Annotated in this window: 19 protein-coding genes, 3 tRNA genes and 1 other RNA gene; 16 read left to right on the plus strand and 7 right to left on the minus strand. The window is 38.4% G+C overall.

Annotated features, from left to right (window positions below; translation table 11 throughout):
* Positions 1–12: 12 nt before the first annotated feature.
* Positions 13–1,281 (plus strand): dihydroorotase, encoded by a 1,269-nt coding sequence (locus tag BMX18_RS05445; protein ID WP_074559863.1) that lies wholly within the window; start codon positions 13–15, stop codon positions 1,279–1,281.
* Between the two features lie 20 nt (positions 1,282–1,301).
* Here the strand turns inward: BMX18_RS05445 and plsY are convergent, their stop codons facing one another.
* Positions 1,302–1,946 carry a glycerol-3-phosphate 1-O-acyltransferase PlsY gene (gene plsY / locus BMX18_RS05450; protein WP_074563511.1) on the minus strand — a complete coding sequence of 215 codons (645 nt, stop codon included), beginning with the start codon at positions 1,944–1,946 and terminating at the stop codon, positions 1,302–1,304.
* Positions 1,947–2,169: 223 nt separating this feature from the next.
* Here plsY and parE point away from each other — a divergent pair, with 223 nt between their 5' ends.
* The 9 genes from parE (at position 2,170) to BMX18_RS05495 (ending at position 10,674) form a co-directional block, all read left to right on the plus strand.
* A complete protein-coding gene (parE, locus tag BMX18_RS05455) occupies positions 2,170–4,119 on the plus strand; it encodes a DNA topoisomerase IV subunit B (protein WP_093815513.1) in 1,950 nt (649 codons plus the stop codon).
* A 69-nt stretch (positions 4,120–4,188) separates the two neighbouring features.
* Complete coding sequence (locus BMX18_RS05460) at positions 4,189–5,001, plus strand: phosphate ABC transporter ATPase (protein ID WP_074559868.1); 813 nt, start codon at positions 4,189–4,191, stop codon at positions 4,999–5,001.
* 47 nt (positions 5,002–5,048) lie between these two features.
* Positions 5,049–7,508: a DNA topoisomerase IV subunit A gene (gene parC / locus BMX18_RS05465; RefSeq protein ID WP_093815515.1), complete on the plus strand. Its 2,460-nt coding sequence runs from the start codon at positions 5,049–5,051 to the stop codon at positions 7,506–7,508.
* 126 nt (positions 7,509–7,634) lie between these two features.
* Positions 7,635–8,657: a branched-chain amino acid aminotransferase gene (locus BMX18_RS05470; RefSeq protein ID WP_093815517.1), complete on the plus strand. Its 1,023-nt coding sequence runs from the start codon at positions 7,635–7,637 to the stop codon at positions 8,655–8,657.
* Positions 8,658–8,723: 66 nt separating this feature from the next.
* Positions 8,724–8,954: a DUF2969 domain-containing protein gene (locus BMX18_RS05475; RefSeq protein ID WP_006532018.1), complete on the plus strand. Its 231-nt coding sequence runs from the start codon at positions 8,724–8,726 to the stop codon at positions 8,952–8,954.
* A 61-nt stretch (positions 8,955–9,015) separates the two neighbouring features.
* Positions 9,016–9,096 (plus strand) — tRNA-Tyr (locus BMX18_RS05480).
* Between the two features lie 39 nt (positions 9,097–9,135).
* Positions 9,136–9,207: transfer RNA gene (locus BMX18_RS05485), tRNA-Gln, on the plus strand.
* A gap of 127 nt (positions 9,208–9,334) precedes the next feature.
* Entirely contained in the window at positions 9,335–10,531 is a 1,197-nt protein-coding gene (gene rpsA / locus BMX18_RS05490; protein ID WP_009854084.1) for a 30S ribosomal protein S1, read from the plus strand.
* A gap of 71 nt (positions 10,532–10,602) precedes the next feature.
* A tRNA-Arg gene (locus BMX18_RS05495) sits at positions 10,603–10,674 on the plus strand.
* Positions 10,675–10,862: 188 nt separating this feature from the next.
* Here the strand turns inward: BMX18_RS05495 and BMX18_RS05500 are convergent.
* The 3 genes from BMX18_RS05500 to BMX18_RS05510 form a co-directional block, all read right to left on the minus strand.
* A complete protein-coding gene (locus BMX18_RS05500; protein ID WP_180366628.1) occupies positions 10,863–11,558 on the minus strand; it encodes an LrgB family protein in 696 nt (231 codons plus the stop codon).
* Entirely contained in the window at positions 11,551–11,931 is a 381-nt protein-coding gene (locus BMX18_RS05505; protein ID WP_039697045.1) for a CidA/LrgA family protein, read from the minus strand. The genes BMX18_RS05500 and BMX18_RS05505 overlap by 8 nt, the downstream gene beginning before the upstream one ends.
* A gap of 131 nt (positions 11,932–12,062) precedes the next feature.
* Positions 12,063–12,677 carry a TVP38/TMEM64 family protein gene (locus BMX18_RS05510; protein ID WP_074601748.1) on the minus strand — a complete coding sequence of 205 codons (615 nt, stop codon included), beginning with the start codon at positions 12,675–12,677 and terminating at the stop codon, positions 12,063–12,065.
* Positions 12,678–12,770: 93 nt separating this feature from the next.
* On the opposite strand from BMX18_RS05510, the gene ssrA reads away from it, so the two are divergent.
* Positions 12,771–13,121, plus strand: a transfer-messenger RNA (tmRNA) gene (gene ssrA, locus BMX18_RS05515).
* A 209-nt stretch (positions 13,122–13,330) separates the two neighbouring features.
* Here ssrA and BMX18_RS05520 read toward each other — a convergent pair.
* The 3 genes from BMX18_RS05520 to BMX18_RS05530 are packed head-to-tail and all read right to left on the minus strand — an operon-like array spanning position 13,331 to position 15,176.
* Positions 13,331–14,098, minus strand: coding sequence for an ABC transporter permease (locus BMX18_RS05520; protein WP_074868833.1), 768 nt, complete (start codon positions 14,096–14,098; stop codon positions 13,331–13,333).
* A 9-nt stretch (positions 14,099–14,107) separates the two neighbouring features.
* Positions 14,108–14,806: an ABC transporter ATP-binding protein gene (locus BMX18_RS05525; protein WP_039696991.1), complete on the minus strand. Its 699-nt coding sequence runs from the start codon at positions 14,804–14,806 to the stop codon at positions 14,108–14,110.
* Position 14,807: 1 nt separating this feature from the next.
* Positions 14,808–15,176: a GntR family transcriptional regulator gene (locus BMX18_RS05530; protein WP_006532025.1), complete on the minus strand. Its 369-nt coding sequence runs from the start codon at positions 15,174–15,176 to the stop codon at positions 14,808–14,810.
* 216 nt (positions 15,177–15,392) lie between these two features.
* Between BMX18_RS05530 and BMX18_RS05535 the strand changes: the two genes are divergently transcribed.
* From BMX18_RS05535 to glmS, 5 genes are all read left to right on the plus strand, one after another.
* Complete coding sequence (locus tag BMX18_RS05535) at positions 15,393–18,500, plus strand: DNA polymerase III subunit alpha (protein WP_093815519.1); 3,108 nt, start codon at positions 15,393–15,395, stop codon at positions 18,498–18,500.
* 90 nt (positions 18,501–18,590) lie between these two features.
* Complete coding sequence (gene pfkA, locus BMX18_RS05540; RefSeq protein ID WP_074559978.1) at positions 18,591–19,607, plus strand: 6-phosphofructokinase; 1,017 nt, start codon at positions 18,591–18,593, stop codon at positions 19,605–19,607.
* Between the two features lie 81 nt (positions 19,608–19,688).
* Positions 19,689–21,191: a pyruvate kinase gene (gene pyk / locus BMX18_RS05545; protein WP_074563519.1), complete on the plus strand. Its 1,503-nt coding sequence runs from the start codon at positions 19,689–19,691 to the stop codon at positions 21,189–21,191.
* A 225-nt stretch (positions 21,192–21,416) separates the two neighbouring features.
* Positions 21,417–21,974, plus strand: coding sequence for a signal peptidase I (gene lepB / locus BMX18_RS05550; protein WP_074559982.1), 558 nt, complete (start codon positions 21,417–21,419; stop codon positions 21,972–21,974).
* Positions 21,975–22,182: 208 nt separating this feature from the next.
* On the plus strand, positions 22,183–23,997 hold the full coding sequence (gene glmS / locus BMX18_RS05555) for a glutamine--fructose-6-phosphate transaminase (isomerizing) (RefSeq protein ID WP_093815521.1): 1,815 nt from the start codon (positions 22,183–22,185) through the stop codon (positions 23,995–23,997).
* The last annotated feature ends 34 nt before the right edge of the window (positions 23,998–24,031 follow it).

Below are 24,031 nucleotides of genomic sequence, written 5' to 3' on the forward strand. Positions count from 1 at the left end.
TAGGAGTTTAACATGTTACTTATTAAAAATGGTCGTGTTGTTGATCCGAAATCTGGTTTTGATCAGGTAGCGGATGTGCTTGTTGATGGTAAAAAAGTTGTTAAGATTGCGGATGCAATTGAAAAAGCTGGCGCTGAAGTGATTGACGCGACTGGTCTTGTTGTGGCACCTGGCTTGGTAGACATTCACGTGCACTTCCGTGAACCAGGTCAAACGCATAAAGAAGACATTCACACAGGTGCATTAGCAGCGGCAGCAGGTGGTTTCACATCAGTTGTGATGATGGCAAATACCAATCCTACCATTTCTGACGTCGAGACTTTGAAAGAAGTTTTGGCAAGTGCGGCTAAGGAGAACATTCACGTTTACACTAATGCAACCGTAACGAAAAACTTTGACGGCAAGACTTTGACTGATTTTAAGGCTTTGCTTGAAAATGGTGCTCTTAGCTTTTCTGACGATGGTATTCCGCTTCAAAGCACAAAAGTGTTAAAAGAAGCCTTGGATTTGGCTAAAGCAAACAACACATTTGTGGCTGTGCACGAAGAAGACCCAGAATTAAACGGCATCCTTGGATTTAACGAAGGTATCGCACGTGATAAATTCCATTTCTGCGGAGCAACAGGTGTGGCAGAATACAGCATGATTGCGCGTGATGTTATGATTGCCTATGACCGCGGAGCTCATTTGCATATCCAACACTTGTCAAAAGCTGAATCAGTGAAAGTGGTTGAATTTGCTCAACAATTAGGCGCAAATGTCACTGCAGAAGCAGCACCGCAACATTTCTCAAAAACAGAGGATTTGCTTTTAATCAAAGGCTCTGCAGCTAAGATGAATCCACCACTTCGTACAGAAAAGGACCGCTTGGCGGTTATCGAAGGTTTGAAATCTGGCGTGATTTCAGTGATTGCGACTGACCACGCGCCACACCATGCTGATGAAAAGAATGTCGAAGACATCACAAAAGCCCCATCAGGTATGACAGGGCTTGAAACGTCGTTATCACTTGGTTTGACAAACTTGGTAGCGACAGGCGACTTGACGCTTTCAGAATTGCTTGCTAAGATGACCATTAATCCATCATCTATGTATGATTTCGATGCAGGTTATTTGGCTGAAAATGGCCCAGCTGACATCGTGATTTTCGCTGATAAAGAAGAACGTGTTGTATCTGACCATTTTGCTTCTAAAGCTTCAAATTCACCATTTATCGGTGAAAAACTTCAAGGTGTTGTTAAATACACTATCTGCGACGGTAACATTGTATATAAAGCATAAAAAAAGAAATTAGCATTTTGCTAATTTCTTTTTTGTTCTTGATGACTTAAATTCATTCCCCAAGGAACGAGGTTTTCTTGGTGATTTTTAATACGAATGATATTATCTTTGTGTCGTACAATGATGATGCCTGCAATAATGATAATCAGTAATGTAAAGAGCAAATCATAGTGAGTAAGCAAGAAACCAAATGCTGGAAAGACAAGAACGCTCACCACAGCTGCGCTTGCAGCAACAACACTAGACAATGAAATCATGCTATAAAGGTAAAGGGTGATGACAAAGATAACGGCAAGAAAGAGAAGAAATAGCGGTGCATATCCAAGAAGAACACCAGCACTTGTCGCAACTGCCTTTCCACCTTTAAACTGTGCAAATAGTGGGAAGGTATGACCAATAATGGCAAACAAACCGATAAGAACAGGTGACACACCACTAACACCAAAGATAAGTGGAAGGAGTGCTGCCAGAGTTCCTTTTAGCATGTCAATCACAAATGTGACAATTCCTGCTTTGACACCTAAAACTCGAAAAGTATTGGTTGTCCCAGTATTACCGCTACCATGTTCTCTGAGGTTGACATGATAGAAGAATTTTCCAATCCATAGACCAGTTGGGATTGACCCCAACAAGTATGCAATCACAATCATAACTAAAATTTTCATGTTTTCATTATAACATAATCAGTTCTTATGAAAAGGTAAAATTTGAAAAATAAATAACTTGAAGAATCAAGTTAAATTTGTGATAACGCTTTAAATTTGTTATACTATTTCATGAAAAAATTAGTGATTTTCCTTGTAAAATCCTTATTCGATTTGATTTTTTTTTTGCAAAATCTGGGAAAAACTTGTAAGATAAAAAAGATGAATTATTTGGAGGTCGCTTTTGGCTAAAAAAGAAATTAATGTAAATAATTATAATGACGATGCCATTCAAGTGTTAGAGGGGCTAGATGCCGTACGTAAACGCCCCGGAATGTACATCGGTTCAACAGATGCGACAGGACTACATCATTTAGTTTGGGAGATTGTTGACAATGCCGTCGATGAAGCTCTTTCTGGCTTTGGTACTCAGATTGATGTTATTCTTAATCAAGATGGTAGTGTGACAGTAAAAGACCAAGGACGTGGGATGCCAACTGGTAAGCATGCTATGGGGATTCCAACTGTAGAAGTTATCTTCACTGTGCTTCACGCAGGTGGTAAATTCGGTCAAGGTGGTTATAAAACATCTGGTGGGCTTCACGGTGTGGGGTCTTCAGTTGTTAATGCCCTCTCAAGATGGCTTGAAGTCGAAATTACTCGTGATGGTGCGGTTTACAAACAACGTTTTGAAAATGGTGGTAAACCTGTGACAACCCTTAAAAAGATTGGAACAGCACCAAAAACTAAGTCAGGTACTATGGTTACTTTTATGCCTGATGACACGATTTTCTCAACGACAGACTTTAAATTTAACACCATTGCTGAGCGCTTAAAAGAATCTGCCTTTTTGCTTAAGAATGTTACATTGACGTTGACGGATAATCGTCCAGAAGAAGCAGAACATCTAGAATTCCATTATGAAAATGGGGTGCAAGACTTTGTTGAATACCTTAACGAAGACAAAGAAACATTAACACCTGTCATTTGGGTGACTGGTGAAGACCAAGGTTTCCAAGTCGAAGTTGCACTTCAATACAATGACGGATTCTCAGATAACATCCTTTCGTTTGTTAACAATGTTCGTACTAAAGATGGTGGAACACACGAGACAGGATTGAAATCTGCTATTACCAAGGCGATGAATGACTATGCTCGCAAGTCAGGTCTTTTGAAAGAAAAAGATAAGAACCTTGAAGGGTCAGATTACCGTGAAGGGCTATCTGCAGTGCTTTCAATCTTGGTTCCAGAAGAACATTTGCAATTTGAAGGGCAAACCAAAGATAAACTCGGTAGTCCTCTAGCGCGTCCGATTGTAGACAGTATTGTCTCTGAAAAACTCACCTTCTTCCTTTTGGAAAATGGTGAAGTGGCGTCTAACCTTGTTCGTAAGGCGATTAAAGCGCGTGATGCCAGAGAAGCAGCTCGTAAAGCGCGTGATGAATCTCGTAATGGTAAGAAGAACAAGAAAGACAAAGGACTACTTTCTGGTAAATTGACACCAGCACAGTCTAAGAACCCTAAGAAAAATGAATTATATCTAGTCGAAGGGGATTCTGCCGGCGGTTCAGCTAAGCAAGGGCGTGACCGTAAGTTCCAAGCTATTTTGCCACTTCGTGGTAAAGTCTTGAACACGGCAAAAGCAAAAATGTCTGACATCGTGAAAAATGAAGAAATCAATACCATGATTTACACCATTGGTGCGGGTGTCGGTGCTGAATTTAACGTTGAAAATTCTAACTACGATAAGATTATTATCATGACCGATGCTGATACCGACGGTGCTCACATTCAGACATTGTTACTAACTTTCTTTTATCGTTACATGCGTCCGCTTGTTGAAACAGGGCATGTCTACATCGCTTTACCACCTTTGTATAAAATGTCTAAAGGTAAAGGCAAGAAAGAGCAAGTTGAGTATGCTTGGACTGATGGTGAGTTAGAAGAACTGCGTCAAAAATTTGGTAAAGGAGCGCAACTCCAACGTTACAAAGGTCTTGGTGAAATGAATGCCGACCAATTGTGGGAAACAACCATGAACCCTGAAACACGTACCCTTATTCGTGTGACTATTGATGATTTGGCGCGTGCCGAACGCCGTGTCAGTGTCCTTATGGGTGACAAAGTTGAACCACGCCGCAAATGGATTGAAGACAACGTTAAATTCACCTTGGAAGAAAATACAGTGTTTTAATCGCTATTTACAAAGTTGATTTTTAATGAGTGATATTATAGTCAATTAATATCTTTAGAGGACAAGCTAATGCTTTTAGATATCTGGACTGAAAAATATAGTATTCAATGGGCTGGAGTTTATCATTTGGTTTTATCAGAATATCCTTTGATACAAGATTGGGAATTGGAAAAAATTTCTGCTTTTATAGCATACGAGAAATTAAATGCTCGAACTACCCAAATTATCTGCGAGAATAAAGTACTTCGTGACAAGATAAAAGATATTGAGAGAAGGCCGTGTAAGGAATTTCCATATACTCCAAGTTCTAAAATAGTTGCTTCAACTTATGACGAAAAAGGTAAATATGTATATTCAGATTTTTTAAGCCATACCTGTACCGTTCAAGTAGCGAAAGAAATATTTAGAGAAAACAAGATTCTATCAGCGGTTAAGGCATTTAGATTGTCACCTGAGAAATTAGTTCAGAGTTCTCGTAATGCTGCGGGAGATCCAGCTGACTATTTTCAATATGTGATGCTTGGCTGGTCAAATACAACGTCTGGTTATCGTCTTGCTATGGAAAGGCTTTTGGAACGAGAACCTACAAAAGATGAATTAGGTCCGCTTTTTGTTCCGGGGGTAAGTTTCCACTTCAAATATGATGATATTATTGAAAGTGATGGTTATGTATTTGATGGCTATCACGCTGCGAAGGTTAAGGATGAAATTTCTTTGAACAAGCTTTATCTTTGCATTATTCCTGAGGATAAACGAGAGGTTATTGAGCCCTTGGTTCCAAGTTGTTTAGTCCCTAAAGTATTTTATTTGAAGTACGATGGTGATGGTCTTTCTGCCTGGTCAGAAAAAGTTTTTAATGTTGTAAAAAACTTTGTTAGTTAGTATAGAAAAAGTTAATTTTTTGACGTGAAAAGTAAAGGATAATAATTATGTCAAATGTACAAAATATGTCTCTTGAAGACATTATGGGGGATCGTTTTGGGCGATACTCCAAATATATTATTCAAGAGCGGGCTTTGCCAGATATTCGTGATGGTTTGAAGCCTGTTCAACGTCGTATCCTTTATTCAATGAATAAGGACGGCAATACTTTTGATAAGGGTTTTCGTAAATCGGCTAAATCAGTCGGTAACGTCATGGGTAATTTTCACCCACACGGTGACTCGTCTATTTATGATGCCATGGTGCGCATGAGTCAGGACTGGAAAAACCGTGAAACCTTGATTGAAATGCATGGTAACAACGGTTCTATGGACGGTGATCCACCGGCTGCCATGCGTTACACCGAAGCACGCTTGTCAGAAATTGCAGGCTATTTGCTTCGTGATATTGATAAAGATACTGTTCCATTTGCTTGGAACTTTGATGATACCGAAAAAGAACCAACTGTTTTACCAGCTGCCTTTCCTAACCTTTTGGTGAATGGTGCGACAGGTATTTCAGCAGGTTATGCAACAGATATTCCGCCACACAACTTGGCAGAAGTGATTGATGCGGTGGTTTACCTTATTGACCATCCAAATGCTAAATTAGACAAATTAATGGAATTCTTGCCTGGACCTGATTTCCCAACAGGAGCAATCATCCAAGGTAAAGATGGTATTCGTAAGGCTTATGAGACTGGTAAAGGTCGTGTTGTGGTTCGTTCACGCACTGATATTGAAAGTCTTCGTGGCGGTAAAAAACAAATCGTCGTCACTGAAATTCCTTACGAAGTCAATAAAGCCGTACTCGTTAAGAAAATCGACGATGTTCGTGTCAACAATAAAGTCCCTGGCATTGCAGAAGTTCGTGATGAGTCAGACCGTGATGGACTTCGTATTGCTATCGAGCTTAAAAAAGATGCTGATGAGCAAACGATTCTCAACTATTTGTTGAAATACACTGACTTGCAAGTCAACTATAACTTCAACATGGTTGCTATTGATAACTATACACCACGCCAAGTGGGTATCATTCCGATGTTGACAAGTTACATTGCTCACCGTAAGGAAATCATCGTTGCTCGTTCAAAATTTGACAAGGAAAAAGCTGAAAAACGTCTTCATATCGTGGAAGGCTTGATTCGTGTCATTTCAATTCTTGATGAGGTTATTGCGCTTATTCGTGCATCTGAAAATAAAGCTGACGCCAAAGAAAACCTCAAAGTCAGCTATGAATTTTCAGAAGAACAAGCCGAAGCCATTGTGACTTTGCAATTGTACCGTTTGTCAAATACTGATATTGTTGCACTTGAAAACGAAGAAGCGGAGCTTCGTGAACGTATCACTATGCTTAAAGCTATTATCGGTGACGAGCGTACTATGTACAATGTTATGAAACGTGAGTTACGTGAAGTTAAGAAGAAATTTGCAAATCCACGTTTGACAGAATTGCAAGCCGAAGCACAAACGATTGAAATCGATGTAGCAAGCTTGATTGTCGAAGAAGATACTTATGTTAGCGTGACAAAAGGTGGTTACATCAAACGTACAAGTCCGCGTTCTTACAATGCTTCTACGGTTGAAGAAATCGGTAAACGTGATGATGACGAACTAGTCTTTGTCTCACAAGCTAAGACAACTCAACATTTGTTGATTTTCACAAATCTTGGTAATGTTATCTATCGTCCAGTTCATGAATTGACAGATATTCGCTGGAAAGACATTGGGGAACATTTATCACAAACCATCACTAATTTTGCGACAGACGAGTATGTCTTGTATGCTGAAATTGTCGATGAATTTGGTTCGCAAACTTATTTTGCAGCCACAAAATATGGTCAAATCAAACGCTTTGAACGCAAAGAATTCACGCCATGGCGCACTTACAAATCAAAAGCTGTTAAGTACGCTAAGTTGAAAAAAGACGATGATATTGTTGTGACTATTGCGCCAATTGCACTTGATGATGTCATGGTCATTACGCATAATGGCTATGCTTTGCATTTCAATATTGACGAAGTACCAGTAGTCGGTGCCAAAGCGGCTGGGGTTAAATCAATTAACCTTAAGGATGATGATTTTGTCGTGTCAGCCTTTATCGCCAATACAGAAAGCTTCTTTATCTTAACGCAACGTGGTAGCCTTAAACGTATGGCGACTGAGCTAATTCCAGCAACAAGTCGTGCTAATCGAGGCTTGCAAGTCCTTCGTGAACTCAAATCAAAACCACATCGCGTCTTTATGGCAGGACCAGTCCATGCCTCAAATGATGTGCAAAATATTGATTTGTTCACCATTGAGCCACTTGATTCTGATAAGATTGAAACCTTGGAAGTTTACTCAAATAAGGGCAATCACTATCAAGCCATTTTGGAAGATTTGACACTCTCAGAGCGCACAAGTAATGGTTCCTTTATCTCAGATAAAATTTCTGATGAAGGCGTCTTTAGCGCAAGAATTAAATAGCGATAATAAGTCGGAGTTTTTCTCCGATTTATTTTTTGAACAAATTTTCTGAATTTTATGAAAAAGTACTTGAAAAAAGATTTAAAAAGCGTACAATAGGATAAAAACAAAGAAAGAGGAATAGTTATGACAGTAGATTTAGACTGGGAAAATCTAGGCTTTGCCTATCGTAAATTACCATTTCGTTACATCTCTTACTACAAAGATGGTAAATGGGATGAAGGAATATTAACAGAAGATTCAATGCTTCACATTTCTGAAGCATCACCAGCTTTGCACTATGGCCAACAAGCCTTTGAAGGGTTGAAAGCCTATCGTACAAAAGATGGTTCAGTACAATTGTTCCGCCCAAATATGAACGCTGAACGTTTGCAACGCACTGCAGATCGTCTTCTTATGCCACAAGTGCCTACAGAAAAATTTATTGATGCTGCAAAACAAGTCGTTCGTGCTAACGAAGAATTTGTACCACCATACGGCACTGGTGCAACACTTTATCTACGTCCTCTTTTGATTGGTGTCGGTGACATTATTGGTGTTCACCCTGCAGATGAATACATTTTCACTATTTTCGCAATGCCTGTTGGTAACTACTTCAAAGGTGGTTTGGTACCAACTAACTTCTTGATTCAAGACGAATATGACCGTGCTGCTCCACATGGTACAGGAGCTGCAAAAGTTGGTGGTAACTATGCTTCAAGTCTCCTTCCAGGTAAAATGGCGCATGACCGCAAATTCTCAGACGTTATTTATCTTGATCCAGCTACTCACACTAAAATCGAAGAAGTGGGTTCTGCAAACTTCTTTGGTATTACAGCGGATAACGAATTTATCACACCACTTAGCCCATCAATCTTGCCATCTATTACAAAATACTCACTCCTTTATTTGGCAGAACACCGTTTTGGCATGAAAGCTATCCAAGGAGATGTTAAACTTGATGAATTGGATAAATTTGTTGAAGCAGGTGCCTGTGGTACAGCAGCCGTCATTTCACCAATTGGTGGTGTTCAACACGGTGATGATTTCCATGTCTTCTACAGTGAAACAGAAGTAGGACCTGTTACTCGCAAATTGTATGACGAACTTGTCGGCATCCAATTTGGTGACATTGAAGCTCCAGAAGGCTGGATTTACAAAGTTGACTAATAAATTAAAGCTTGCTCTTGCAAGCTTTTTTGTTTTTCGGTAAAATGAATAGCGTGAGGTGGAAAAATGAGCAAAAAAGATAAAAAAATCGAAATTCAACTTGCTGACGCCAAAGTTACCATCAATAACGCTAATGTCGATGGTTATAATTTGACTGCTGGAAAAAAAGTTATCGGTGAAATTGCTGAACTAGATAACAAATTTGCTGTTGTCAAAAACGGAGAAGTGGAAGCACTTTTCAAAACTTTAGAGCAAGCAATTGAAAGTATTATTGAAAATTACAACTTAAATCGCTAAAAAATAGCGAAAAGTACTTGTCAGAGAACAAAAACTATGCTAGAATAGTTTTTGTCGTAACGGAAGGGTAGCGAAGAGGCTAAACGCGGCGGACTGTAAATCCGCTCCTTCGGGTTCGGGGGTTCGAATCCCTCCCCTTCCATTTCTAAGATTTTATCTTAGAATTATTGAACCTTGTTTTTGGGGTATAGCCAAGCGGTAAGGCAAGGGACTTTGACTCCCTCATGCGTTGGTTCGAATCCAGCTACCCCAGTCAAAGGTATCGAGTTTCGGCTTGACACCGTCAAAGATAAAAGTTGTTGTCGTTGCGGGTTACCTTGAGAAATATTATTGTTGTCAAAAGCTAGCTTAAGCTAGCTTTTGTTGGAGGATTTTTTAGAATGAATGAATTTGAAGATTTGCTAAACAGTGTTAGCGAAGTAAACCCTGGTGATGTTGTCACTGCGGAAGTTTTAACTGTTGATAATGATCAAGCAAACGTTGTTATCGAAGGAACAGGTGTTGAAGGTGTTCTTACACTTCGTGAATTGACTAACGATCGCGATGCTGATATTAACGATTTCGTTAAAACTGGCGACACAGTTGAAGTACTTGTTCTTCGTCAAGTAGTAGGTAAAGATACTGATACAGTTACTTTCCTTGTCTCTAAAAAACGCTTGGAAGCTCGCAAAGCTTGGGATAAACTTGTTGGTCGCGAAGGCGAAGTTGTTACTGTTAAAGGTACACGCGCTGTTAAAGGTGGTCTTTCAGTTGAATTTGAAGGACTTCGCGGATTCATCCCTGCTTCAATGATCGATACACGTTTCGTACGTAACACTGAAAAATTCGTTGGTCAAGAATTTGAAGCTAAAATCAAAGAAGTTGTTCCAGCTGAAAACCGCTTCATCCTTTCACGTCGTGAAGTTGTTGAAGAAAAAGCTGCTGCAGCTCGTAAAGAAGTCTTCTCTAAACTTGAAGAAGGCGCAATCGTTAAAGGTAAAGTTGCTCGCTTGACAAGCTTCGGTGCTTTCATCGATCTTGGTGGTGTTGACGGACTTGTTCACGTAACTGAATTGTCACACGAACGCAACGTTTCACCTAAATCAGTTGTTTCTGTTGGTGAAGAAGTTGAAGTTAAAGTTCTTTCAATCGACGAAGAAGCAGGTCGTGTATCACTTTCACTTAAAGCTACAACACCTGGACCATGGGATGGCGTAGAACAAAAACTTGCTGCTGGCGATGTTGTTGAAGGTAAAGTTAAACGTTTGACTGACTTCGGTGCTTTCGTTGAAGTATTGCCTGGTATCGATGGACTTGTTCACATCTCACAAATCTCACACAAACGTGTTGAAAATCCAAAAGATGTTCTTTCAGTAGGTCAAGAAGTTAACGTTAAAGTTCTTGATGTTAACGCTGCTGCAGAACGTGTATCACTTTCAATCAAAGCTCTTGAAGAACGTCCAGCACAAGCTGAAAACGAAGAAAAACGTCAATCACGTCCACGTCGTCCAAAACGTGAAGCTAAACGTGATTACGAACTTCCAGAAACTCAGACTGGATTCTCAATGGCTGACTTGTTTGGCGATATTGAATTGTAATTATAAATGAGAAAAAGACTTACTTTGTAAGTCTTTTCTTTTTACTTCGATGTGGTATAATATAGTAGTTGCCACTCTTAGTGTAATGGATATCACGCAAGATTCCGGTTCTTGAAATAGGGGTTCGATTCCCTTAGAGTGGAGTATTATACCAATTAGAAAAAGTCAATAACTGGCTTTTTCTTTTTATATATGCCCATAAAAGCCGTGTTGTGAAGCTTGTAGAAGAATTTAAGGAAAGTTGTCGCAAGTTAATATTGGATGGCATTACGAGCAATTTAAGGGCAAATAAAAGGCCTGTGATTTTCACCACAGGCACTTATAAAAAAGCTTATTTTAAAATAATTTGAGCTACGATTGGACTGATAATAACATAAACGATTCCGGTAACTCCGATAGCAAGTCCGCCCATCGCACCTTCAACGAGACCGTATTTTAGAGCTGTTCCAGTACCGATTGCGTGCCCTGTTCCTCCAAGACTAAGCCCGATAGCAACAGGATCTTCGATTCGTAAAAGTTTTAAAAAAACGGGTCCAAGAACACTTGTCAAAATTCCAGTAATAACAACGACAACAAGTGTTACAGTTGTAATTCCTCCCATTTTTTCAGTGATTCCAACAGCCATTGCAGTTGTTACTGATTTAGGGAATAATGAAATAGCTAGCAAATATTTAATACCAAATGTTTTCGCAACAAGAGCGGTAAAAGTCGTGTTGACGATACAAGCAGCAAGAATACCAGTTAGGATACTTCTGATGTGATGTTTCATCAAGTGGAATGAACGGTAGAGTGGAATACCAAGTGCTACTGTTGATGGAACAATCAATGTGTTAAGATAACTTCCGCCAATGTAATAATCATGGTAGGAAATCTTAGTAATCTTTAAAAAGACAATAATAAAAAAGGTTGCCAATAGTAAAGGGGTAGTAATTGGGTGTGGAAAACGCCTAAAAATAAGCATGCCCATAAGGTATGCTAGGATTGATAGCATGATACCAAAGATTGGGTTTGTAAGAATATCAGTCATGATGACCTCCTTTATCAACATAGTCTCCCTCAAAGCGTGTTTTGATGAATTGAACAACAAAACCAATAGTAGCAACATTCAAAAAGATAGCTACAAGAATGATAATGGTGATAGGAAGCAAATAATCCTTGATGTCATTGAATCGATCCATGATTCCGACAGCCGCAGGCAAGAAAAGAATGGTCATATTATTGAGCAAGAAATTTCCCACAACATCTATGTGTCTCAAACGAATTACCTTGAATTCCAGGGCAAGAAAAAGTAGCACTAACCCAATAATGCTACCAGGAACAGGTAAATTGAGTAAATTAGAAATCGCCTCCCCAATAAATGAAAAGATGAGAATTATCATAAATTGAACGTATAACTTCATTAGTAAACTCCTTCGTTATAAGTCTACTACTATGTAAGAATTTTTCAATACTGTGAAAATGTTTACATGAATTTTTTTTGAAAAATTACAGTTGTAATGAAAAAAAGAAAAAGCCGAGCAAAGCTCAGGCTTTAGTGACCTAATAGTAATTTTAGGATATTTCCTCCAAAAATCCAGATATAACTATAAGAAATAATTGAAATTGGCTTGGTTAGTAGGATAATGAAGATGAAACGTTTTAATGAAATGCGAGATAATCCAGTTATCATCACCACGATATCAGCTGGTGAAATGGGTGATAACATGCAAATGATGAAGAAGTTTTCATAATTTTGAGTGTTAAGCTTCGCTTCGTATTTGTAAAAAGTCTTCTCATCGACAAAAAGTAGAATAAACTTGCGGCCATATAGTCTAACAAGAATAAATAGAATGATACTACCAATCACAATACCCACATAGTTGTAAAAGAAGGCTAGGATTGGATCAAAAATTAAAAAGCCAGCAACTGTTGTGACACCACCTGGAATAACTGGGAAGACGACTTGAAAGATTTGTACTAAGATAAAAACTAAAGGCCCGCAGACACTGTGCTGATTAACAAAATCTTTGAGTGCATTACTATCGTTTAGAATCCCTAAATGGTAGAACCAGATGACTAAAACAAACGTTCCCAGCAAGGCTAATACTCCCAGAAACTTGATCAGTCGCTGCCAAAAGGCATAATGGTCAAACATCTTCATTTTCATAATTCTTATCATATCATAAGAATTATTTTTTTGCTATTTTAAACATTATTTGCTATAATAACAAACGTAGCTTTTGACTACTTTATAATATCTGGGGTCGTTACGGATTCGACAGGCATTATGAGGTACATTCTGCGACTCATCGGCAGATGTAAAAATGCCAGTTAAATATAACTGCAAAAAATACAAATTCTTACGCTGTAGCTGCCTAAAAAACAGCTCGCGTGATCTCTACAGGATTGCTTGTGTTTTGCTAGAGGTTTCATTGATTAGCAAGCTACGTTTGACTATTGCCTAGCTAGTCAAAAAGAGATTTATAGGCTCGCTTAATCTAGGTTTGAGTTATGTATCGAGCTTAAGTTAAATTAAAGACATAACCTATGGTTGTAGACGAATGTATTGGCAGGTGTTTGGACGTGGGTTCGACTCCCACCGGCTCCATAAAAGCTTTTCATAGTTTAGCAAAGTTACGAAAAACGTTGATATATCAACGTTTTTTATTTTTACGTTTTGCCTAGTTTTGCCTTTTAGAGAAACACAAAAAATTTTTTTCACTATCAGTAGTAGGAAGACTGCGAGAATGTTTTTTGTGCTTTCACCCAGACACAATTCCATATATAAAAATAGCCACCAGAATTTGGTGGCTATAATATTTATTGAATATTAATTTTGTTTTTAAGCAAGTAATGTGTTGCTAAGTAGAAGATGGCACCTTCGATAAAGCACTCAATACAAGAATAGATAAAGAAATGGATAGTAAGGTCACTATTTAGTTCGTGGCTTCCGAGGATTTCAGACACTAATAAAAAGATGAATGAAACGACGAAGTAGGCAACGAATGCCATAAGACCACGTCTATTAGCAAATAATTGACCAATTGTAATAGCTAAGTAGATGAGCAGAATTCCTGAAATAGAAGAGATTGCTAACCAAAGGAAGCCAATTCCCCATTCGGCAGGAGTGAGCATTTTAGCTAATTGTGGTAGGAAGGCTAAGAAATGGCCTAAACCAAAAATCGGTATAACAAGTAAGGTCACTCCGATGGTAACAACAATAGTGTTAAACGCTGTCCAAATCAGTGAAGCAATCAGTTTAGATAAAATGATTTGGTGAGTAGATACTGGCAAGGTTAAAGTAAGGTAACCTTCACGACCAAAGATATTTTTATAAAAACGTCGCACGATGATAGCTAGTGTAGCAATCCATGCACTGGCAACGACCACACCGAACATAATTGCCAAAATAATTGGAATGAGTTTAGTGAAGTTGCCAGGGTTGCTTGTTGTATAGTTTTCAGCATAGTCTGTAAGTGTCTTGATGCTAAAGCCAAGGAAGATGGAAATAGCGATAATTGACGCATTAAGTGCGAAGTACCATTTACCGACAGATTTTAGTTCGTATTTTAAAAGTTTTGAAAACATAATTCCTCCCTAAGCTTTGTAAGTCTCACGGAAGAGTGAATCAATGGATTGACCGTGCTCTTCACGAATATCATCCGTATTGCCTTGCAAAATAATTTTTCCGTCTTTAAGGAAAATGATTTCATCAAGGATTGGTTCGATTTCTGAAATTAAGTGCGTTGAGATAATAACAGAAGCCTCTTCACAGTAATTATTGATGATAGTGCGTAAAATGTAGTCACGCGCGGCTGGGTCAACACCACCAATTGGTTCATCAAGAATATAAAGTTTTGCTTGTCGGCTCATGACCAAGATTAGCTGCACTTTTTCTTTATTCCCTTTTGATAGATTTTTGAGGATATCATTTGGATTAAGATCTAAATCTTCTAAAAGGTGTTCAGCTTTTTCACGAGAGAAGTCTTCGTAAAAATCTTCGAAGAAAGCAAGGGCATCCTTGATTTTCATATCTTCTCTGAGGTAAGAAGTATCTGGAAGGTATGAAATGATTTTTTTAGTGTCGACTGAAGGACGGTAACCATCAATGACGATTTCTCCAGTTGTTGGGTGAAGAAGTCCGTTGATTAGTTTAATCAGTGTTGTTTTCCCGCTTCCATTTGGACCGAGTAAGCCAATAATCTTACCGGCAGGTAAACTAAGTGTCACATCGTCAACAGCTACATGTTTTTTGTATTTTTTGGTAACGTGATGTAGTTGGAGTAATTGACTCATCCTATTTTTTCTCCTTAATATACGATTCTAGTGTAGTCACAATATCGTCGATTTCAAATCCTATTTTTTGCATGTTATTAACGAATGATTGTAATTCTGCCTCAGCAACTTCGCGACGTTTTTGCATGATGAGGTCAGTGTCATCTGTAACAAAGCGGCCAGATGTTCGTTGAGAGTAAACCATGCCTTCGCGTTCTAGTTCTGAAAAAGCGCGTTGCATTGTGTTGGGATTGACACCAGCTTCTTCAGCTAATTCGCGAACGGTTGGGAGTTGATCACCGCTTTTGATTTCTTGACTGATGATTTGCATCTTAATATGTTGTGCGATTTGGACATAAATAGGTGATTTTTCATCAAATTTCCAGGACATACGATAACCCCTTTCTATTAAAATTTAAAGAAGTCTTAATTGTATTAATTAGAAGAAGTCTTGAAAGAAGTCTTGTACTAAATAAATGGTACAAAAATAAGTTTGAAATGTCAAGGAATCAATCGCTAAGGCATCTTATTTCAATTTAAACGCAAATATGCTTTGATTTTTAGTGTATAATAGAAAAAGAAATCAATCGGAGAAAGGAGGGCTTTTATGTTTGCCCAATTAGATACCAAGACTGTTTATTCTTTTATGGATAGCTTAATTGACTTAGAGGGCTATGTCAAAGAAGCAAAAGTATTAGGCTACCAAACCATTGGGATTATGGACAAAGATAATCTCTATGCCGCCTTTCATTTTATTACAAAAGCTAAAAGCGAGGGTCTGCGTCCTGTTTTGGGGCTTGAGTTGACGCTTAATTTACAGGAAAATCTTTCCTTAAGTGTGTACTTAATTGCGCGTGATACGACAGGTTACAAAAACTTGATGAAAGTGTCTAGTCGTCAGATGACATCTGGTATTCAGGTAGAGGATTTAAAGGATTACTTGTCAGGCTTAGTGGTTATTATCCCGTATTTTGATGGTTTGGAGAGCTTGTCGCTTCCTTTTGAGTATTATATCGGAGTGAATGTTCACTCAGAAGAAAGGGATTATGACAAACCTTTAATTCCACTTCATACAGTACGGTATTTTAATACTAACGAAGTTGAAACGCTTCACATGCTTCACGCTATTCGAGATAATATTAGCTTGAAGGATGCGCCGGCTGCACCACAAGGACAACAGTTGATGGCTTGTGATATTTTAACACAGGCTTTTGAGCAAAAATTTCCACAAGCTCTAGAAAACTTAGAAAAATTAGTCGCTGAAATTCATTATGACTTTAATAGTGAATTAAAATTACCGCGTTTTAATCGTCAAAAGCCTGCTCAAGAGGAATTGATAGAATTAACTGAAGCAGGGCTTAAGGCTAAAAATCTTTGGTTGCCAGAGTACCAAGAACGCTTAGCTAAAGAACTTTCGGTCATTCACAAGATGGGATTTGATGATTACTTCCTTATCGTTTGGGATTTGCTGCGCTTTGGTCGCAGTCGAGGGTATTACATGGGAATGGGACGCGGTTCTGCTGCGGGAAGTTTAGTTTCCTATGCTCTTGATATTACTGGTATTGACCCAGTGAAGAACAATCTGCTTTTTGAACGTTTCCTAAATGAAGAACGTTATAGCATGCCTGATATTGATATTGACCTCCCAGATGTTTATCGCAGTGAGTTTCTTCATTATGTCCGTAATCGTTACGGTAGTCTTCATTCGGCTCAAATTGTGACTTTTTCAACTTTTGGTGCTAAACAAGCTATTCGCGATGTTTTTAAACGTTTTGGTGCACCAGAGTACGAGTTGACCAATATCACTAAAAAAATCAGTTTCAGAGATAACTTAAGTACGGTTTACGAAAAGAATTTATCTTTCCGTCAAATTATTAATTCTAAAATCGAGTATCAAAAAGCTTTTGCTATTGCTAAGCGTATAGAAGGAAATCCTCGTCAGACTTCAATTCACGCCGCTGGTGTCGTTATGAGCGATGACAATCTGACCGAGCATATTCCATTAAAAGCTGGCGAAGATATGATGATTACTCAATACGATGCGGCTGCGGTTGAGGCTAATGGTCTTCTTAAAATGGATTTTCTTGGGCTTCGTAACCTTACTTTTGTGCAACGCATGCAAGAAAAGGTCGCTAAAGAATATGGTATCACAATTGACATCAAATCGATTGATTTAGAAGATCAGCAAACGCTGGCTTTATTTGCTGCAGGAAAGACCAAAGGGATTTTCCAATTTGAGCAAGCTGGCGCTATTAATCTATTAAAACGCATTAAACCACAAAAATTTGAGGATATTGTGGCAACAACGAGTTTGAATCGTCCAGGGGCTAGTGATTACACCGAAAATTTTATTAGACGTCGTTTTGGACAAGAAGCGATTGACTTGATTGACCCTCTGGTGGCAAAAATTTTGGAGCCAACCTATGGCATCATGCTTTATCAAGAGCAGGTTATGCAAATTGCACAGGTTTATGCAGGATTCACTCTAGGAAAAGCGGATTTGTTGCGTCGTGCCATGTCAAAGAAAAAGGCAGAAGACATGCAAAAAATGGAAAGCGAGTTCTTAAAAGGCGCACAAGCTCTTGGTCGACCGCTTGAAACGGCTAAAGATTTATTTTCTCGCATGGCTAAATTTGCTGGCTACGGTTTTAATAGAAGTCACGCCTTTGCTTACTCAGCATTAGCTTTTCAACTAGCTTACTTTAAGGCACACTATCCTGCAGTTTTTTATGATGTCATGCTGAATTATTCAAGTGCTGATTATATTACAGATGCTATGGAATCAGAGTTTCGCATCAAGAAAATCGACATCAATACAGTGCCTTATAACGATAAGATAGCTGATGGTCAAATTTATCTTGGCTTGAAAAATCTACGCGCACTTCCACGTGATTTATGTTACTGGATTATTGATCATCGACCATTTTCAAGTATTGAGGACTTCTTGACCAAGTTGCCTGAGAATTACCAGAAGAAGGAACTTATCACACCATTGGTTGAAGTCGGTGCTTTTGATAATTTTGAAAAAAATCGCCGCAAGATTATTGAAAATCTGGAACCTCTTTTCATGTTTGTTAATGAGTTAGGAAGTCTTTTTGCAGAGAATTCCTATAATTGGATTGAAGTAGAAGACTTTCCAAATACTGAAAAATATCGTCAGGAACAGGGATTGCTAGGTGTGGGAATCAGTCCTCATCCTCTTCTTGAAATTGCCAAGAATTCATCTATTGCTTTTACGGCTTTGTCCGATTTGCATGAAAATACTGAAGCGACTATTCTTGTTGAATTAAGTCAGATTCGTGTGATTCGAACAAAAACCAAGGGTGAGCAGATGGCTTTTCTAAATGTAACAGACACACAGAAAAAATTTGACGTCACTCTCTTTCCAGAAGTTTTTACACATTATAAAGACGAATTGCAAGAAGGAAGATTTTATTATTTAACAGGTAAGATTCAAAATCGCAACAATCGATTGCAGATGGTGTTAAATCATGTTCAAGAAGCAAGTAGTGAACGCTTGTGGTTATTACTTCCAAATCATTTACATGATAGAGAAGTTTCAGAAATCTTGTCACAATATCCAGGAAATATTCCCGTGATTTTGCATTATCAAGATAGTAAGCAAACCTTGCAAAGTCAGAGACATTTGGTTAAAAAGGACGAAGAACTTTTACAAGCTTTAACTCCATATACAGTGAAAACGATTTATCAATAAAAATTTAGTAAAAATAAAATAAAGTAAAGCTTTTTACAAAGTAATGTGCTATAATAAGAACGTTAGATTAATAAAAGGAGTATTAGCAAAATGAAACGTATTGCTGTTTTGACTAGTGGCGGCGACGCTCCTGGTATGAATGCTGCTGTTCGTGCAGTTGTTCGTAAAGCAATTAAAGAAGGAATGGAAGTCTTCGGAATCAACCGCGGTTATGCTGGTATGGTCGATGGCGACATTTTCCCATTGGATGCTCAAAGTGTTTCAAACATTTTGTCACGTGGTGGTACTTTCCTTCAATCAGCTCGTTACCCTGAGTTTGCAACTCTTGAAGGACAACTTGCTGGTATCGAACAACTTAAAAAACACGGTATCGAAGGTGTCGTTGTTATCGGTGGTGACGGTTCTTATCACGGTGCTATGCGCTTGACAGAACACGGATTCCCAGCAGTTGGTATCCCAGGTACAATCGATAACGATATCGCTGGTACAGATTACACTCTTGGGTTTGATACAGCTGTAAACACAGCTATGGAAGCTCTTGACAAAATCCGTGATACATCTTACAGTCACAAACGTACATTCGTTGTTGAAGTAATGGGACGTAACGCTGGTGATATCGCTCTTTGGGCAGGTATTGCTGCAGGTGCTGACCAAATCATTATTCCTGAAGAAGAATATGACATCAACGAAGTTGTTGCAAAAGTTAAAGATGGTTACGAAAACAAAGGTAAAGAACGTCACCTTATCGTTCTTGCTGAAGGTGTAATGCATGCTGAAAAATTTGCAGAGTTGATGAAAGAAGCTGGTGATACTAGCGACCTTCGTGCAACTAACCTTGGTCACATCCTTCGTGGTGGTGCACCATCACCTCGTGATCGTGTTCTTGCTTCTTGGATGGGTGCTCACGCTGTTGAATTGCTTCAACAAGGTCGTGGTGGACTTGCCGTTGGTATCCACAACGAAGAATTAGTAGAAAGCCCAATTCTTGGTACTAAAGAAGAAGGTGCTCTATTCTCATTGGCAGAAGATGGTAGCATTATCGTCAACATGCCACACAAAGCACGTCTTGACTTTGCTCAATTAAATCGAGACATTGCTCATTTGTAATATAGTATAGTATTAGATTAAAAATTATTGTTATTAATAGTCGTTCATTCGGCTTAAAAATAAAGGGAGTTTCATATTATCATGAATAAACGCGTAAAAATCGTTGCAACACTTGGTCCTGCGGTTGAAATCCGTGGCGGTAAAAAATTCGGTGAAGATGGATATTGGGGTGAAAGCCTTGATGTTGAAGCATCAGCACAAAAAATCGCTCAATTGATTAAAGAAGGTGCAAACGTCTTCCGTTTCAACTTCTCACACGGTGACCACGCAGAACAAGGTGAACGTATGGCAACTGTACGTCGTGCCGAAGAAATTGCTGGACAAAAAGTTGGTTTCCTTCTTGACACTAAAGGTCCTGAAATCCGTACTGAACTTTTTGAAGGCGAAGCTAAAGAATATTCATACAAAACTGGTGAACAAATCCGTGTTGCTACTAAACAAGGTATCAAATCAACTCGCGAAGTTATCGCTTTGAACGTTGCTGGTGCCCTTGACATCTACGATGACGTTGAAGTTGGTAAACAAGTTCTTGTTGACGATGGTAAACTTGGTCTTCGTGTTGTCGCTAAAGACGATGCAACTCGTGAATTTGTTGTTGAAGTTGAAAACGATGGTATTATCGCTAAACAAAAAGGTGTAAACATTCCTTACACTAAAATCCCATTCCCAGCTCTTGCTGAACGTGATAACGCTGATATCCGTTTTGGTCTTGAACAAGGTCTTAACTTCATCGCTATCTCATTCGTACGTACTGCAAAAGACGTTGAAGAAGTTCGTGCAATCTGTGAAGAAACTGGCAACGGACACGTTCGTTTGTTTGCTAAAATCGAAAACCAACAAGGTATCGAAAACATCGACGAAATCATCGAAGCTGCTGATGGTATCATGATCGCTCGTGGTGACATGGGTATCGAAGTTCCATTTGAAATGGTTCCAGTTTACCAAAAAATGATCATCACTAAAGTTAACGCAGCTGGTAAAGCAGTTATCACAGCAACAAACATGCTTGAATCTATGACTGAAAAACCACGTGCAACTCGTTCAGAAGTATCTGACGTGTTCAACGCTGTTATTGATGGTACTGACGCAACAATGCTTTCAGGTGAATCTGCAAATGGTAAATACCCAGTTGAAGCAGTTCGTGCAATGGCTACAATCGATAAAAACGCTCAAACTCTTCTTAACGAATACGGACGTCTTGATTCATCATCATTCGCTCGTACTTCTAAAACAGAAGTTGTTGCTTCTGCAGTTAAAGATGCAACAAGCTCAATGGATATCAAACTTGTAGTTGCTCTTACTGAATCTGGTAACACTGCTCGTCTTATCTCTAAATACCGTCCAGATGCTGACATCTTGGCTGTAACATTCGACGAAAAAACTCAAAAATCATTGATGATTAACTGGGGTGTTATTCCAGTCGTAACTGAAAAACCTGCATCAACTGATGACATGTTTGAAGTTGCTGAAAAAGCTGCTCTTGAATCAGGTTTGGTTCAATCAGGTGATAACATCGTTATCGTCGCTGGTGTTCCTGTTGGTTCAGGTGGTACAAACACAATGCGTATCCGCACTGTAAAATAATTGAATAATAAAAAAGCCTATCATATCAAGCTTTTCAGCCTGTCTGATAGGGCTTTTTTTATGTCAAAATGGTAGCGAGGGGCACAGAAGGGGCAAATATTCTCATTTTTTATTCTTTTATCTAGATAAAACAAGGCTAACTTACTTACTTTGTGTCAAAAGTCACATGCCCACTTTTTTTATGTTCAGAAACATGATATAATAGAACAAAGAATAGGAGAAATTATGGTTAAGCGCGATTTTATTCGAAACATTATTTTAGTCTTAATTGCTATTTTAGCGATATTTTTGTTGAGAATTTTTGTTTTTTCAACATTTAGAGTGCATGAAGATGCCGCTAATTCATACCTATCAAATGGTGATGTCGTAGTTGTTAATCGTAATCGAGAACCACGCTATAAAGATTTTATCGTTTATAAGAAGGATGGCATTTTTTACATTAGTCGTGTTGTCGCAACAGCTGGACAAAGTGCGACTGTAATGGATGATATTCTTTATGTTAACAACAAAGTAAAAGAAGAACCGTACATTAGCAAGATAAAATCCGAATATTTGTCAACTTCGGATACCCAACAGCCATTTACTTCTGATTTTTCTGTTAATACAGTTTCTAATGGTAAATATAACGAAGTGCCAAAAGGGTATTATCTAGTCTTAAATGATGATCGTCAGAATACTAATGATAGTCGTAGTTTTGGACTAATCAAGGAAAGTCAAATTCGTGGTGTTGTTACTTTCAAAGTTTTACCACTTAATCAATTTGGATTTATTACAACAGAGTAGTTTAGCTACTCTGTTTTTTGTTGGTTTAATTTTCCTTTTATACCAATAGAGAATTGGTATAGTATATTTTATACCAATCTTTCTGTTGACAAGGTAAAAGTAAAGTTATATACTGTTGCTGTAAGGTTTTGGAAGGTCTTTATTAGACTATACCAATTCAAAAAATAAGAAAGAGATAATAGGTTTTTCCTATTAAAGGTAAAAAAATATGTGTGGTATTGTTGGTGTTGTTGGAAACAAAAACGCAACAGACATCTTAATGCAAGGTCTTGAAAAATTGGAGTACCGTGGTTACGATTCTGCAGGAATTTACGTTACTAATGGTGTTAATCAAGGTCGCTTAATTAAATCAGTTGGACGTATTGCTGATCTTCGTGCGAAAATTGGAATTGATATGGCTGGTTACACTGGTATTGGTCATACCCGTTGGGCAACTCACGGTCAACCAACTGAATTGAATGCTCACCCACATACATCTGAAACTGGACGTTTCGTCTTGGTTCACAATGGTGTTATTGAAAACTATCTACAAATTAAAGAAACATATCTTTCAAATCACCATCTTAAAGGTGAAACTGATACTGAAATCGCAGTTCACTTAGTTGGAGAATTTGTGGAACAAGGTTTGTCAGTTCTTGAAGCTTTTAAAAAAGCTTTGAAAATCATTGAAGGTTCATATGCGTTTGCTTTGGTTGATGCTGAAGATCCTGATACTATTTATGTAGCTAAAAATAAATCACCTCTTTTGATTGGTTTGGGTGACGGATACAACATGGTATGTTCAGATGCTATGGCTATGATCCGCGAAACTAGCGAATTTATGGAAATCCACGACAAAGAATTGGTTGTTTTGACAAAAGATTCTGTTTCAGTTATGGATTATGATGGCAATGCTATTGAACGTGATTCTTACACAGCTGAACTTGACTTATCTGATATTGGTAAAGGGACTTACCCTTACTACATGTTGAAAGAAATCGATGAACAACCAACAGTTATGCGTAAGTTAATCACTGCTTACACAGATGACAATAATCAAGTCACTGTTGATCCTGAAATCATCAAAGCTGTTCAAGAAGCTGATCGCATTTACATCTTGGCTGCCGGAACATCTTACCATGCTGGTTTTGCTTCAAAATCATTCCTTGAACAAATGACTGACACACCAGTTGAACTTGGTATTGCATCTGAATGGGGCTATAACATGCCTCTATTGAGCAAAAAACCACTTTTTATCATGATTTCACAATCTGGTGAAACAGCTGATAGTCGTCAAGTTTTGGTTAAAGCAAATCAAATGGGCATTCCTAGCTTGACTATTACAAACGTTCCTGGTTCAACATTGTCACGTGAAGCAACTTACACAATGCTTTTGCATGCTGGTCCTGAAATTGCAGTGGCTTCTACAAAAGCTTATACAGCTCAAGTTGCAACATTGGCAATTCTTGCTAAAGCAGTAGGCGATGCTAATGGCAACAAAGCAGCAGCTGATTTTGATGTTGTTCACGAACTTGCTATCGTTGCACAATCTATTGAAGCAACACTTTCTGAAAAAGACACGATTGCTGAAAAAGCAGAAGCACTTCTTAAAGAAACTCGTAACGCCTTTTATATCGGTCGTGGTTCAGACTACTATGTTGCCATGGAAGCAAGTTTGAAATTAAAAGAAATTTCATACATTCAATGTGAAGGATTTGCAGCTGGTGAATTGAAACACGGTACAATTTCATTGATTGAAGAAGGTGTGCCTGTTATCGCACTTATCTCAAGCAATCCTGTTCTTGCATCACATACACGTGGTAATATCCAAGAAGTTGAAGCACGTGGAGCAAGCGTTCTTACAATTGTTGATGAAAGCCAAGCTCGTGAAGGTGACGATATCATCGTAACAACTGTACATCCATTCTTGTCAGCTATTGCAATGGTAGTCCCAGCACAATTGATTGCTTATTACGCAACACTTCAACGTGGTTTGGACGTCGATAAACCTCGTAACCTTGCGAAATCGGTTACTGTGGAATAACACTTGCCAAAATTTACTTTCTAAGGTAGAATGG

Origin of the sequence: Streptococcus sp. 45 (assembly GCF_900108865.1) — a bacterium.
Classification (GTDB): domain Bacteria; phylum Bacillota; class Bacilli; order Lactobacillales; family Streptococcaceae; genus Streptococcus; species Streptococcus ruminicola.